Consider the following 13347-nt stretch of genomic DNA (forward strand, 5'->3'; position numbering starts at 1 on the left):
TGCCGGAAGTGGGGCGCATTATAGGGGAGTTTCAGGACAGGTCAACAGGTTATTTTCACAAAGGCCAAAAAAGAAAGGGGGCTGCTTACGCAGCCCCCTTTCCTATAGACCTCTCGTGCGGCTAGCCGCGACCGACACGACGATTGCGCCAGAGGGTGGTGAAGGGGCCGGAGACGGCATAGGCCAGGAAGCCCAACAACAGAACGCGCGGCGGGTCGGTGAAGACCACGGCAAAGACCAGCACGGCGATCAGGATGACCACGAAGGGCACCCGCCCTTTCAGGCCTAGGGTCTTGAAGCTCCAGTACTTGAAGTTGCTGACCATGAGCATGCCAGCCGCGGCGACCATCAGGGCTACCAGCAGGGACAGCTTGGAGCCCTGAATGCCGAAGTCACTGAAGCACCAGACGGTACCAGCCACCAGGGCCGCCGCGGAAGGACTGGCCAGGCCGATGAAGTAGCGCTTGTCCACCGAGCCGATCTGGGTATTGAAACGGGCAAGGCGCAACGCGGCACCCGCTACATAGATGAAGGCGACGGCCCAGCCGACATTACCCAGGCCGCTCAGGGCCCACTGGAAGGCCAAGATGGCTGGAGCCACGCCGAAGGCGACCATGTCGGAAAGCGAATCGTACTGCTCGCCGAAGGCGCTCTGGGTGTTGGTCATGCGGGCGACCCGGCCATCCAGGCCATCGAGCACCATGGCAATGAAGATGGCGGCGGCGGCGGCGGAGAAGCCGGCGGAGGCGATCTCGTATTGCCCCTGGATAAAGGCGGTCTGAGCCGCGACACCCTTGATGATCGAATAGAGACCGGCAAAGAGGGCCGCAGTGGTGAAGAGATTGGGCAGCAGGTAAACGCCACGGCGTCTGATCTTGCGACCCTGGGCGTCCTGCGTCTCCTCGATGTGCTCATCCACGGGGATGAGGCCATCGGTGGTGGTATTGGACGGGGTTTCTTCGGGACGCTCGCTCATGGATTTTCCTTGGGCATTACCTGACGGGTTGGACTGACCTCTTGAGGATAGGGTTCAGCCTAACCTCTCATGCTAAGGCATTGCCGGGGTCGTGGGCAGTGCAATAAAAAACGCGGCCGAGGCCGCGTCTTTACAGTTCGTTACAGGGCTGGCGCCCTGCTCGATCAGTTCTTGGTCTTGTCGACGATCTTGTTCGACGCGATCCAAGGCATCATGGCACGCAGCTTCTCGCCGACCTGTTCGATCGGGTGAGCCGCGTTGTTGCGACGGTAGGCGGTCATGGAAGCGTAGTTGGACGCACCCTCGGCCACGAACATCTTGGCGTATTCGCCGTTCTGGATGCGCTTGAGCGCATTCTTCATGGCAGCGCGCGACTCGGCGTTGATCACCTCGGGGCCGGTCACGTACTCGCCGTACTCGGCATTGTTGGAGATCGAGTAGTTCATGTTGGCGATACCGCCTTCGTACATGAGGTCAACGATCAGCTTCAGTTCATGCAGGCACTCGAAGTAGGCCATTTCAGGGGCATAACCCGCTTCGACCAGGGTTTCGAAACCGGCCTTGACCAGCTCGACCGCACCACCGCACAGCACGGCCTGCTCGCCGAACAGGTCGGTTTCGGTCTCGTCCTTGAAGGTGGTTTCGATGATGCCGGTACGGCCGCCGCCGACGCCGCAGGCGTAGGACAGGGCGACGTTCTTGGCATTACCGGAGGCGTCCTGGTGGACGGCGACCAGATCAGGAATGCCACCGCCTTTGACGAACTCGGAGCGCACGGTGTGACCCGGGGCCTTGGGGGCGATCATGATGACGTCCAGATCAGCGCGGGGCACGACCTGGTTGTAGTGGATGGCGAAACCGTGAGCGAAAGCCAGGGTGGCACCCTGCTTCAGGTTCGGCTCGATCTCGTCCTTGTACAGCTTGGACTGGAATTCGTCGGGGGTCAGGATCATGACCACGTCGGCGGAAGCCACGGCGTCCTTTACCGGCTTGACGGTCAGGCCATGGGCTTCGGCCTTGGCGACAGTGGCCGAGCCGCTGCGCAGACCAACGACGACATCGACGCCGGAGTCTTTCAGGTTGCAGGCGTGGGCGTGGCCCTGGGAGCCGTAGCCGATGATGGCGACCTTCTTGCCCTGGATGATGGAAAGGTCACAGTCTTTATCGTAGTAAACGCGCATTGCAGGTTCTCCTGGAAAAGGGGGTATCAGATGCTCAGGGCTTTGTCGCCACGGGAAATTCCGGTCACGCCGCTACGTACCACCTCGAGGATGGACGCGGCGCCGATCGCCTGGATGAAGCTGTCGATCTTCTCGCTGGTGCCCGCCAGCTGAATGGTATACACGCTACTGCCGACATCGACGATCTGGCCGCGAAAGATATCGGTGGTGCGCTTGACCTCGGCACGCTGGGCACCGGTGGCCTTGACCTTGATCAGCAGGAGTTCACGCTCGATGTGAGCGCTCTCGGACAGGTTGACCAGCTTCACCACCTCGATGAGCTTGTTGAGGTTCTTGGTGATCTGCTCGACCGTCTCTTCCTGGCCGATGGTGGTCAGGGTCAGGCGCGACAGGGTCGGATCCTCGGTCGCGGCAACCGTGAGACTTTCGATGTTGTAGTTGCGCTGGGAGAACAGGCCGACCACACGGGACAGGGCGCCAGGCTCGTTTTCCAGCAGCAGGGAGATGATGTGTCTCATGTTCAGGTCCGCTCCGTCTTGCTCAGCCACATGTCGCGCATCGCACCATCCTTGATCTGCATCGGGTAGACGTGTTCGGTGTTGTCCACGGCGATGTCGAGGAAGACCAGGCGATCCTTCATGGCGAAGGCTTCGGCCATCATCGGCTTGAGGTCTTCCAGACGCTGGATGCGCATGCCGACGTGGCCATAGGCCTCGGCCAGCTTGACGAAGTCCGGCAGGGATTCCATGTAGGAGTGGGAGTAGCGGCTGCTGTACTGCATGTCCTGCCACTGGCGGACCATGCCCAGGGCGCCATTGTTGAGGCAGATGATCTTCACCGGCAGGTCGTACTGCATGCAGGTGGAGAGCTCCTGGATGTTCATCTGCACGCTGCCTTCGCCGGTAACGCAGGCGACGTCGGCGTCCGGGAAGTTGAGCTTGACGCCCATGGCCGCCGGGAAGCCGAAGCCCATGGTGCCCAGGCCACCGGAGTTGATCCAGCGATTGGGCTTGTCGTACAGGTAGTACTGGGCGGCGAACATCTGGTGCTGGCCGACATCGGAGGTGATGTAGGCATCGCCCGCGGTCACGTCGTACAGGGTCTCGATGACAGTCTGCGGCTTGATGATGCTGCCGTCGCCCTTGTCGTAGGGGAACATGCCACGGTTACCGCGCCATTCTTCGATCTGCTTCCACCAGGTAGCCTGGCTCTCGGCGTGCGGCTTCTCGCTCAGCTCGCGCACCACGGCGACCATCTCGGCGAGAACGCTGTCCACCGGACCGACAATGGGTACATCGGCCTTGATGGTCTTGGAGATGGACGCCGGATCGATGTCGACGTGGATGATCTTGGCATTCGGGCAAAAACGTTTGGCGCCGTTGATGACGCGGTCATCGAAGCGCGCACCGACGGCGAGGATGACGTCGCTGTGGTGCATGGCCAGGTTGGCCGGGTAACTGCCGTGCATGCCGAGCATGCCGAGGAACTGGCGATCGCTGCCCGGGTAGGCGCCCAATCCCATCAGGGTATTGGTGACCGGCAGGTTGAGCAGGCGTGCCAGCTCGGTGAGGGCGCCCGAGGCACCGCCCAGGATGACGCCGCCACCGGCATAGAGGATCGGCCGCTTGGCTGCCACGAGCATCTCGACCGCCTTGCGGATCTGTCCGGAGTGGCCGCGTTGCGCCGGATTGTAGGAGCGCAGCTTGATCTTCTTGGGATAGACGTATTCGAATTTCTTGGTCGGATCGCCCATGTCCTTGGGAATGTCGACCACTACCGGACCGGGGCGGCCGGACTCGGCGAGATAGAAGGCCTTCTTGAGGACTTCGGGGATCTCGGAAGGGTGCTTGATGATGAAGCTGTGCTTCACGATCGGCCGGGAGATACCGACCATGTCAGTTTCCTGGAAGGCATCGGTGCCCACCATGTTGCTCGGTACCTGACCGGACAGGACCACCATGGGGATGGAGTCCATGTAGGCGGTGGCGATACCGGTGACGGCGTTGGTCGCCCCGGGACCCGAGGTCACCAGGACCACGCCAGCCTTGCCGGTGGCACGAGCATAGCCATCGGCCATGTGGGTGGCGGCCTGTTCGTGGCGAACCAGGATGTGGTTGAGCGCCGGTTCCTTGAACAGGGCGTCGTAGATGTGCAGCAGGGCACCGCCCGGGTACCCGTAGATGTGTTTCACGCCCTCGTCGCGCAAGAAGCGGACGACCATCTCAGCGCCAGTTAATAGCTCCACGTATCACCTCATTCCACGCATGGCGAGCGCCCATCGGGGACGCTCAAGGTTCGGTTGACTGCAAGGCAGAGCATGGGCGACGGTGGTCACCGACGATTCAGCTGCCTAGAAAGCCTTGTTGGAAGATTCCGATGAATGCTGGAGCTTCCACCCGACGCGAGGTAACGCGGTGCAGGGTATTTGACTGTGGCGGCGCGGGTAGGCACCTCATGGTCTGCCGAGCAGTCAGCTTTGGGCCGACTCGCTACAGCGAACTTTGGATTGTTCGCATTCGACCGGTGCAAGTCAAGCCGAAAGGTGCAACCAGGCGCAATCGGCTGTCGGCGATCAAGGCTGATGAAAAGGACGACGCCACCTCTTATAGTGAAGTCCTGTCCTCTCCCCTTCCAGGATTCCCATGCGCTCGATCTTCTGGCTATCCGCTCTGGCTTTCGCCTGCAGCCTGTCCGCCCAGGCCGCTCAGGTCTACAAGTGGACCGACGACAAGGGCGTCACCCATTTCAGTGCCCAGCCACCCGAAGGCCAGAAGGCCAACGAGGTGGACGTGAAGACGGCGCCGCAGATCAATGGCAGTGGCAGCGCACCCACCTACAAGATGCCCAATGGCGCCCAGCAGCCGTCGGTGTCCAATGATGCCCAGCAACAGGAGCTGGATCGCCGGGTGAAGGCGCAGGTGCGCGAGGAGCAGAACAAGCTCAAGGAGCAGTGCGATCAGGCGCGCCAGAATCTGGCACAGCTGCGCAACAACCCGCGCATCCTGGTTCAGTCCGGTCGCGGCGAGACGCGGCGGCTGAGCGAGGAAGAGCGTCAGCAGCGACTGGCCGACACCCAGTTGTCCATCGAGCAGAATTGCGGCAAATAACTCAGACGCTTTCGATGAGCCGATCGAATTCGGCCAGGGAAGCGAGCAGGGGCAACACCGGATCGAGGTTGCCCTGGTAAACCATCTCGGCCATCGGCCGGATGCTCGACCGCGCTGGCAGTACCGCGTCGCTTTCGATGATCAGCTTCATCCGCGGCAGGAAGATCCACTGCAACCACTGGGCGAAGCTTAGGGTATCGACGCAGAAAGGCTCCTGACTGGCCAGGGCCTCGGCGCTGGGCGCCTGCGCCGACCACCAGCCAAGCAGGCGCAATTCACGCTCGATGTGCAGCAGTTGATCGGCCAGGGCAGGCAGGCGCTCGTCCATCAGGTACCCACCTGGGCCTTCTGCCGGGCCAGGGCGGCGCCGGACGCATCGCCCTGGGCCTCTCGGGCCTGGGCGATCAGCTGCCAGAGACTGGCCTGCAGAGCCGGCCGGCCATTGGCGTAGCTCAGGGCGCGGCGCGCCAGCTGCTCACCCTGGGCGGGGTCGTTCTGGGCCAGACGCACCTGGGCCAGGCGATAGAGCACCTGAGGCTCGCGAGGCGCGATTCGCTGGGCACGCTCAAGACTCGAGGACGCGCCGTTGAGATCGCCACCGCTCTGCTGCTGCTGCGCGGTGGTCAGCAAGGCCAGCACCGGACCATCGAGCTGCTCGTCGGCCGCCAGGCCACCACCACTGGTGTTGCTTGCGGAGGGTATGCCGGTGGGCGCCGTACGGGTGGCCGGGGAGCCAGCCTGACTGGCAGGGGGATAGACCGGCTGAGCGTAGCCGGACTGCACCGGCGCCTGGGCGGCCGGCGCATTGGGGCTGGACGAGGTGATCAGCGGCGCGGAGGCGGCGGGCGCGGCATAGGTCTCCAATGGCGCGGAACTGCCGCCCGGCACCATGACCGTCACCCCGGAATCGGCCGGGGCGCTAGGCGCCGCAGCCACCGGTGCCTGGCGCTGAGCCGGCAAGGGGCGATTGTTGCCCTGGCGATAGAGCTCGCCGTTGGACACCGGGCCGCCGGAATCGACTACCGGGATGGCACCACGCTGCGGCGCGGCGCAACCGGCGAGAAGAACACCGGCGATCACTACCGGCCAGACTGCTTTCGTCACCTTGGAACCTCTCAATTCAACCAACCCTTGACCCAGTCCATGACCGGATTGCCGCCGTTGCCGTTCCCGCTGGCAGCAGGCGCAGCCGGCGCGCCACAGGCAACACCGGGCGGCGGCTCACTGCCGCGAATATAAGGCATCTGCACGGCATTGGGACACGAGGGGTCCGTGCCGCGGCCGGTGGTGGCATCCACCCAGGCCTGGACGATGTTGTCCGGCACCGGCATGTCCAGCGACACGGGATCGGCACGGCGCATGAAGTTGCTCCAGACCTGCAGGGCGCCAGTGGCGCCGGTCAGCGGCGTCTTGCCGTTGTCGTCACGCCCCAGCCAGACCACTGCCAGCAGATCCTGGCTGAAGCCGGAGAACCAGCTGTCGCGGGAATCGTTGGTGGTGCCGGTCTTGCCCGCCAGATTCACGCTGGTGGGAATCTGGTTGTAGACCGAACGCCCGGTGCCCTCGCGCATCACCCGCTGCATGGCGTACTGCACCAGATAGATGGCGCCGGTATCGAAGCGCTGCTCGATCTGGAAGGGATAGCGCTTGAGCGGCTCGCCATTGGCATCGAGCACGCTGCGGATACTGCGCAGCGGGGTATTGAAGCCACCATTGGCCAGCGTCTGGTACATGGTCGCCACTTCCATGGGCGTCAGGGCGCCGGCACCGAGCAGGGTCGCCGGATAAGGCGGCAAGGCGCGACTCACACCCAGGCGCTCGACGGTCTTGAGCACCTCGGGCAGCCCCAGGTCCAGGCCCAGGCGGGCCGTGGACAGGTTGTAGGAGTGCGCCAGCCCCTGGTAGAGGAAGATGGTGCCGTGCGCCTTGTGCTCATAGTTCTGCGGCCGCCAGACCTGGCCGTCAGCACCCTTTACCGAGAAGGGCTCGTCCTGGATCAGGGTGGTCAGGGTGTACTTGCTGGGCCGCTCCAGGGCAGTGAGATAGACCGCCGGCTTGATCAGCGAGCCAACCTGACGGACCGCATCGAGTGCCCGGTTGTAGCCGGCGAAGCGCGGATCGCGACCGCCGAGCAGGGCCTGGACCTCACCGGTTTCCGGATTGGTCACCACCATGGCCGACTCGACGTTTTCCGCGCCCTTGCGGCCGTCGATGCGCTTCATGGACTCGGCCATGGCCGCCTCGGCCTTGGTCTGCAGGATGGGGTCGAAGCTGGTGAAGATGCGCAGGCCTTCCTCGGTGAGGTCTTCGTCGCGGTAGTCCTGCTTGAGCTGGCGCTTGACCAGGTCGACGAAGGCCGGGAAGGAGCTGTTTGTCAGGCTGCCGGCCTTGGTGATGCCCAGTGGCCGAGCCTTGGCCGCCTCGGCTTCGGTGGCGCTGACCACGCCCTGCTCGGCCATGAGGTCGAGTACCAGGTTGCGGCGGGTCGTGGCGCGCTCGGGGTAGCGGCGCGGATTGTAGTAGGACGGGCCCTTCACCAGGCCGACCAGCAGGGCGACCTGATGCAGCTTCAGCTCGCTGAAGGGCTGCCCGAAGAAGTACTGCGCGGCCAGACCGAAGCCATGGATGGCGCGCGAACCGTCCTGGCCGAGGAACACCTCGTTGAGATAGGCCTCGAGGATTTCCTGCTTGCTGTAGTGCAGCTCCAGGAGCAGGGCCATCAGCGCTTCGGTGCCCTTGCGGGTGATGCTGCGCTCGTTGGTGAGATAGAAGTTCTTGACCAGCTGCTGGGTCAGGGTGCTGCCGCCCTGGCGTACCTGACCGCTGGTGGCGTTGACCCAGACGGCGCGCGCGATGGACTTGGGCGAGACACCATGGTGATGCCAGAACTCCCGGTCTTCCACGGCTACCAAGCCATCGACCAGGTGCGGTGGGGCCTGGTCGAGCTTGATGAGAATGCGGTCTTCGTTGTGCGCCGGATAGATGCCACCGATCATCAGCGGCTCCAGACGAGCCACGGCGAGGTTGCTGCCGTCCAGGGCACTGACACCCGAAACGGTGCCACCGGCGAAGCGGACCCGGATCGCTCGGGGCGGCTCCATTCCTTCATAGAACTGGAACCCACGGGTATTCAGATCGACCGTGGAGGCGCCCACGGAGACGCTGCCAGGGCCGTCCACAGTCTTTTCGCGGCGATAGCCGAGGGCATCGAGTTCGGTGAGGAAGTCGTCGCGGCTGAGCTTGACGCCATTGAACAACTCCAGCGGCCGGGCATAGACCTTGGCCGGAATGGTCCAGCGTTTGCCAGAGAATTTTTCCTGGACCACGGCATCCAGATAGATGCACACGCCAGCCAGGGCTACCAGCGCGACCAGACCGAGCTTGACTGCCCAACCGGACAGACGGCGCCAATCAAAGGTCTTGCGCTTGCGGGAACGAGAGGATCGGGGTCGCTTCATGGCGGCGCATTATACGCACTTGCCCGGTAGCCGACACAGGCCAGCCAGCGCTTCGTCAGCTGCGGTTCAAGGGAGCCTCCAGCGGGATCGCGGCTTGCGTGGGCAGCCCTGGCAGCGATAATGCCGGCAACCATTCCCTACAAGGACCGCCCGTGAGCCAGCTCCTGATTTCCGCCCTGCAGAACCCGGCGCTCTATCCCCACCCCACTTCGGCGTTCCGCGTCATCGAAACCCATATTTCCTGGGTCGTGCTGACGGGCGAGGTCGCCTACAAGATCAAAAAGCCGGTGAACTTCGGTTTTCTGGACTTCACCGACCTGGATGCCCGAGGTCACTTCTGCCGGGAAGAGCTGCGGCTCAACCAGCGCCTGACACGCGATCTCTACCAAGACGTGGTGGCCATCACCGGCACTGAAAGCGCCCCCCGGCTAGGTGGCGACGGTCCGGTCATCGAATACGCCCTGCGCATGCGTGAATTTCCCCAGAGCCAGCTGCTCAGCGAAGTGCAGAAGCGCGGAGAGCTGAGCCCGGCGCACATCGACGCCCTGGCCGAGCAGATCGCCCGCTTCCATCAGGTGGCCCCCCAGGTCGCGATCGAGCATCCGCTGTGCACCCCGGATGCCGCCATGGCGCCGGTGCGGCAAAACTTCGAGCAGATCCGCGCCATGTTGAGCGAAGCGGCCGACCTCAGGCAGCTGGACCAGCTCGAAGCCTGGGCCGAAGCCAGCTACGCGCGCCTGCTACCATTGTTCGAGGCACGCTGCCGCGACGGCTACATCCGCGAATGCCACGGCGACATCCACCTGGCCAATGCCACCCTGCTCGATGGCGAGGTGGTGCTGTTCGACTGCATCGAGTTCAACGAACCCTTCCGCCTGACCGACACCATGGGCGATGCCGGCTTCCTGGCCATGGACCTGGAGGACCGCGGCCTCGCGGCGCTGAGCAACAGATTCGTCAACGCCTACTTCGAGGCGACCGGCGACTACGCCGGCTTGGCCTTGCTGGACTTCTACAAGGCCTATCGCGCCATGGTGCGCGCCAAGATCGCCCTGTTCCGCCTGGGCCAGGCCGAGGAGCCGGCCCTGCGCGCCGAGATCCTTGCCAGCTATCGCAGCTACACGGCGCTGGCCGAAGGCTATACCCAGGTGCCCCAGCCCTTCGCGGCGGTGATGCACGGGGTCTCGGGCATCGGCAAGAGCACCGTGGCCCTGGCCCTGGTCGAGGCGCTTGGCGCCATACGCCTGAGATCCGACGTCGAACGCAAGCGACTCTATGCCGACAGCGACGAGGCCACCCGCTACAGCGCGGCGGCGGGCGAAGCCACCTATGGCCGCCTGCACGAGATCGGCGCCCAGGTGCTGGCGGCCGGCTATCCGCTGGTACTCGACGCCACCTACCTCAAGCAGGTGCAACGGACGGCGGCCCAGACGCTGGCGGAAGCCCAGGGCGTCCCGCTGTTGTTCATCGATTGCCAGGCGGACGACGCGCTCATCGCACACTGGCTGCAGGAGCGGCAGGCCGAGGGAACGGACCCTTCCGAAGCCACCCTCGCGGTTGTGGCGGCGCAGCGTCAGGCGCAGGATCCGCTGGAGCCTGCCGAGCAGGATCGCGCGCTGATCGTGGCGCTGGGTCAGGCCGGACAGCTGGAGGCCCTGCCGGCTCGCCTGCTGCGCCGCCTGGGTCGCGCCGAGGCCTGATCGCGACCTCTTGGAAGGCAGAACAAGCGTTCCGTCACAGCTCGCAGAGTTGTGGATTTACGGTCGCCGACGAGCGGCTTATCGTGCGACCCACGTCACAACCTCTGCGTAACAAGAAGGAATTGGCACCATGTACCTCATCGGCGATCAGCCCCCCTATGTCGATCAGTTGCGCCAGGCGCTGCAAGCCATTCCTGCGCAGCTGCTCAGTGGTATGGCGCCGAGTCGGCAGCCGCTGCAGCTAAGTCCGGCGGCGCTGCTGCAGGACTGGATGCGTAACGATGAGGTCTATCTGATCCAGCGCGGGCCATTGCGCGTGGTCCTGGATCAGCGGGCGCTGTTCCAGCTCGACGAAGGCGACCTGATCGGCCTGGGGCGCCCCTTGGATCTGCCCACGCTCAATTACGAGAGCGAGGCCGACGCCCTGGTGCAACCCTATGACCGGGAGGCCTTCCTTACCGCGGCCACCGCTACTCCTGCCCAACGCGATGCCCTGCTGCGCTACATGCTCGGCCAGCAATCCCTGCTGGCGCAGGCGCTGATCCGCCTGAAGCCGCCAGTCACCCAGCCGGCGACCGGTTTTCGCCGCTATGCCGCTGGCGAGGTCATCATTCGCCAGGGCGACTCCGCCGAGCATGTCTTCGTCATCACCGAGGGGCATGCCGAGGCCTGGGTGGATGGCTGCAAGGTTGGCGAGGTCTGCCAGGACGAGATCGTCGGGGCGCTGGCGGTCTTCACCCATACGCCCCGTACCGCCAGCGTCATCGCCAAGACCTCCTGCGCGGTGCTGGTGATTCCCCAGGACCAGTTCGTCTCGCTGATGGAAACCACCCCGCGCATTGCCCACAGCCTGATCGAGAACATGGCGCGCCATATCAACACCCTGAACAAGGAAGTCACCCGCCTGCGCAGCGCTGCGGAACAGCCTTCCGCCAGTAATTAAGAAATATTCTCGAATACGCTTGACGATGGAATGAGAATTGTTATTATTCAACTCAGCCGGTCGCGAGATCGGTCGATAACTGAAGGTCCAGCAGTTGGTCTTTCGGGTTATCTCCTCATCAGGCTAATCACGGTTTTGGACCCGGCTCTGCCGGGTCTTTTTTTGTCTGCGATTTGGTGCCTAGCGCCGATCCAGCACGGGCGGCACGCTGGCTGCCGGCCGTTCCTCGCCAAGCGAGTAGGCTGCCTGTAACTGCGCGGCGGCCCGCTCCGCGCTGGCGGCATCCTGGGCATGGATCAGGCCCAGCGGTCGCTCCTCCCCTACCCGTTCGCCCGGCAGCGCCAACTCGGCCAGGCCCACGGCAGGGTCTATGTCGGCGTCGGGGCGTTGCCGGCCACCACCCAGCTCGACCACCAGCAGGCCGAGGGCGCGGGTATCGACCTGCTGTACCCACCCAGGTCGCGCTGGATGGACGGCCCGCACCACTGCCGCCCGGGGCAGATGCTGCCAGGGTCGGTCGGTCAGGTCCGGCGGGCCCCCGAGCGCCCGATTCATGGCCGAGAAACGTTCCAGGGCAGCGCCACTGCGCCAGGCATCCAGCACCAGGCGCTCGGCCGTCGCGGCATCCTCCGCCAGTCCGGCCAGCTGCAGCGCCTCCTCGGCCAGGGCCTGGATCACTCGCCAGAGGCGTTCGCTGCGGACGTCGCCGGCCAGCAGGGCGATGGCCTCCTCCACCTCCAGAGCATTGCCGGCACTGCGGGCCAGGGGCTGACTCATGTCGGTGATGAGCGAACGGGTACGTACCCCCGCGGCCTCGGCCACCTCGACCAGGCTGTCGGCCAGGCGTTGCGCCGCCGCCGTCTCGGTCATGAAGGCACCGCCGCCAGTCTTGACGTCCATGACCAGCACATCCAGGCCAGCGGCCAGTTTCTTGGCCAGGATGGAGGCGGTGATCAGATCCACCGACTCCACCGTGGCGGTGACATCACGGATGGCATACAACCGGCGATCGGCTGGCGCCAGGTCGGCATCGGGACCGACGATGGCGCAGCCCACCTCGGCCACCACCTGGCGAAACCGCGCGAGGCCAGGGCGGATGCGATAGCCGGGGATACTCTCCAGCTTGTCCAGGGTGCCACCGGTATGGCCCAGGCCGCGTCCGGAAATCATCGGCACATGGCAGCCGCAGGCGGCGAGCAGGGGCGCCAGCACCAGGCTGGTGAGATCGCCCACGCCCCCGGTGGAGTGCTTGTCCACCACCGGACCAGGCAGGTCCCAGTGCAGCACCTGACCGCTGTCGCGCATGGCCAGGGTCAGGGCGGTACGTTCGGCGGCGGTCATGCCGCGCAGCAGGGTAGCCATGGCGAAGGCGGCGATCTGGCCTTCGCTGAGGCTGTCGTCGGCAATGCCGCGGACCAGGAGCTGGAGGTCCGTAGCGGACAGTTCCAGGCCATCGCGCTTCTGGCGGATCACTTCCTGGGCGAGCCACATGGGCGGACTCCTTAGAAGTCTTCGAAGGCGCCGGGCAACAGCTCGGCCAGGGTCCAGGTGCGGGTCCGGCCGGGTTCGCTGCCGCTGCAGACGATGGTCGCGTCGGGCGCCATCAGCTCCAGCAGCACCTGGCGACAGGCACCGCAGGGGCTGATCAGGGGAACGCCTGGCGCATGGATGGCCATGGCGGTGAAGCTGCGTGGCGGCAGGCCTTGGCTGACGGCGGCGAACAGAGCGCTGCGTTCGGCGCAGTTGGTCAGGCCATAGGAGATGTTTTCCACGTTGCAGCCATGGATGACTGTGCCCTCCGCCGTCAGCAGGGCGGCCCCGACGGGAAATTCGGAATGCGGGCAGTAGGCACGCTGGGAAGCGGTGACGGCCTCGGTCAGCAGGTGGTCAAGGGTTTCAGCAGGAACAGCGGACATGGGAAGTACCTCGGGAAAGCGAAAAGAGCGAGCGTGAGTGTAGCCCGGTCGGACGACCGGGCCGCC

The 13347-nt window shown here is 64.6% G+C and carries 12 protein-coding genes; 3 read left to right on the plus strand and 9 right to left on the minus strand.

The genetic code is table 11. The annotated features are described in order from the left end of the window. Positions 1–121 precede the first annotated feature (121 nt). The 4 genes from pssA to ACUCV0_RS10045 all read right to left on the minus strand — a co-directional run bounded on the left by pssA (position 122) and on the right by ACUCV0_RS10045 (position 4402). Positions 122–976 (minus strand): CDP-diacylglycerol--serine O-phosphatidyltransferase, encoded by an 855-nt coding sequence (gene pssA, locus ACUCV0_RS10030; RefSeq protein WP_271653739.1) that lies wholly within the window; start codon positions 974–976, stop codon positions 122–124. Between the two features lie 164 nt (positions 977–1140). Continuing rightward, positions 1141–2157, minus strand: coding sequence for a ketol-acid reductoisomerase (gene ilvC / locus ACUCV0_RS10035; RefSeq protein ID WP_007159689.1), 1017 nt, complete (start codon positions 2155–2157; stop codon positions 1141–1143). A gap of 26 nt (positions 2158–2183) precedes the next feature. Beyond that, on the minus strand, positions 2184–2675 hold the full coding sequence (gene ilvN / locus ACUCV0_RS10040; protein ID WP_007159690.1) for an acetolactate synthase small subunit: 492 nt from the start codon (positions 2673–2675) through the stop codon (positions 2184–2186). Positions 2676–2677: 2 nt separating this feature from the next. Beyond that, complete coding sequence (locus ACUCV0_RS10045) at positions 2678–4402, minus strand: acetolactate synthase 3 large subunit (RefSeq protein ID WP_059313350.1); 1725 nt, start codon at positions 4400–4402, stop codon at positions 2678–2680. Between the two features lie 397 nt (positions 4403–4799). Here ACUCV0_RS10045 and ACUCV0_RS10050 point away from each other — a divergent pair, with 397 nt between their 5' ends. Then, positions 4800–5264: a DUF4124 domain-containing protein gene (locus tag ACUCV0_RS10050; RefSeq protein WP_059313349.1), complete on the plus strand. Its 465-nt coding sequence runs from the start codon at positions 4800–4802 to the stop codon at positions 5262–5264. 1 nt (position 5265) lies between these two features. Here ACUCV0_RS10050 and ACUCV0_RS10055 read toward each other — a convergent pair whose 3' ends face one another. Genes ACUCV0_RS10055 through mrcB form a run of 3 tightly spaced genes read right to left on the minus strand, consistent with a single transcriptional unit; the run spans position 5266 to position 8722 of the window. Then, positions 5266–5592 carry a YqcC family protein gene (locus ACUCV0_RS10055; protein ID WP_059313348.1) on the minus strand — a complete coding sequence of 109 codons (327 nt, stop codon included), beginning with the start codon at positions 5590–5592 and terminating at the stop codon, positions 5266–5268. After that, positions 5592–6368, minus strand: a complete 777-nt coding sequence (locus ACUCV0_RS10060; RefSeq protein ID WP_059313347.1) for a tetratricopeptide repeat protein — start codon at positions 6366–6368, stop codon at positions 5592–5594. Before ACUCV0_RS10060 ends, ACUCV0_RS10055 begins: the two co-directional genes overlap by 1 nt. A gap of 11 nt (positions 6369–6379) precedes the next feature. Next, entirely contained in the window at positions 6380–8722 is a 2343-nt protein-coding gene (mrcB, locus tag ACUCV0_RS10065; protein WP_271653737.1) for a penicillin-binding protein 1B, read from the minus strand. A gap of 152 nt (positions 8723–8874) precedes the next feature. Between mrcB and ACUCV0_RS10070 the strand changes: the two genes are divergently transcribed. Both ACUCV0_RS10070 and ACUCV0_RS10075 read left to right on the plus strand, forming a co-directional pair. Then, positions 8875–10422, plus strand: a complete 1548-nt coding sequence (locus tag ACUCV0_RS10070) for a bifunctional aminoglycoside phosphotransferase/ATP-binding protein (protein ID WP_271653736.1) — start codon at positions 8875–8877, stop codon at positions 10420–10422. Positions 10423–10552: 130 nt separating this feature from the next. After that, positions 10553–11365, plus strand: a complete 813-nt coding sequence (locus ACUCV0_RS10075; protein ID WP_482212591.1) for a cyclic nucleotide-binding domain-containing protein — start codon at positions 10553–10555, stop codon at positions 11363–11365. Between the two features lie 180 nt (positions 11366–11545). Here the strand turns inward: ACUCV0_RS10075 and deoA are convergent, their stop codons facing one another. Both deoA and ACUCV0_RS10085 read right to left on the minus strand, forming a co-directional pair. After that, the gene (gene deoA / locus ACUCV0_RS10080) at positions 11546–12856 is read right to left on the minus strand and encodes a thymidine phosphorylase (RefSeq protein WP_482212592.1); all 1311 of its coding nucleotides are present in this window, start codon (positions 12854–12856) and stop codon (positions 11546–11548) included. Between the two features lie 11 nt (positions 12857–12867). Then, positions 12868–13281 (minus strand): cytidine deaminase, encoded by a 414-nt coding sequence (locus ACUCV0_RS10085; RefSeq protein WP_482212593.1) that lies wholly within the window; start codon positions 13279–13281, stop codon positions 12868–12870. Positions 13282–13347 lie beyond the last annotated feature (66 nt).

This window comes from Pseudomonas sp. VMV1 (assembly GCF_056790235.1).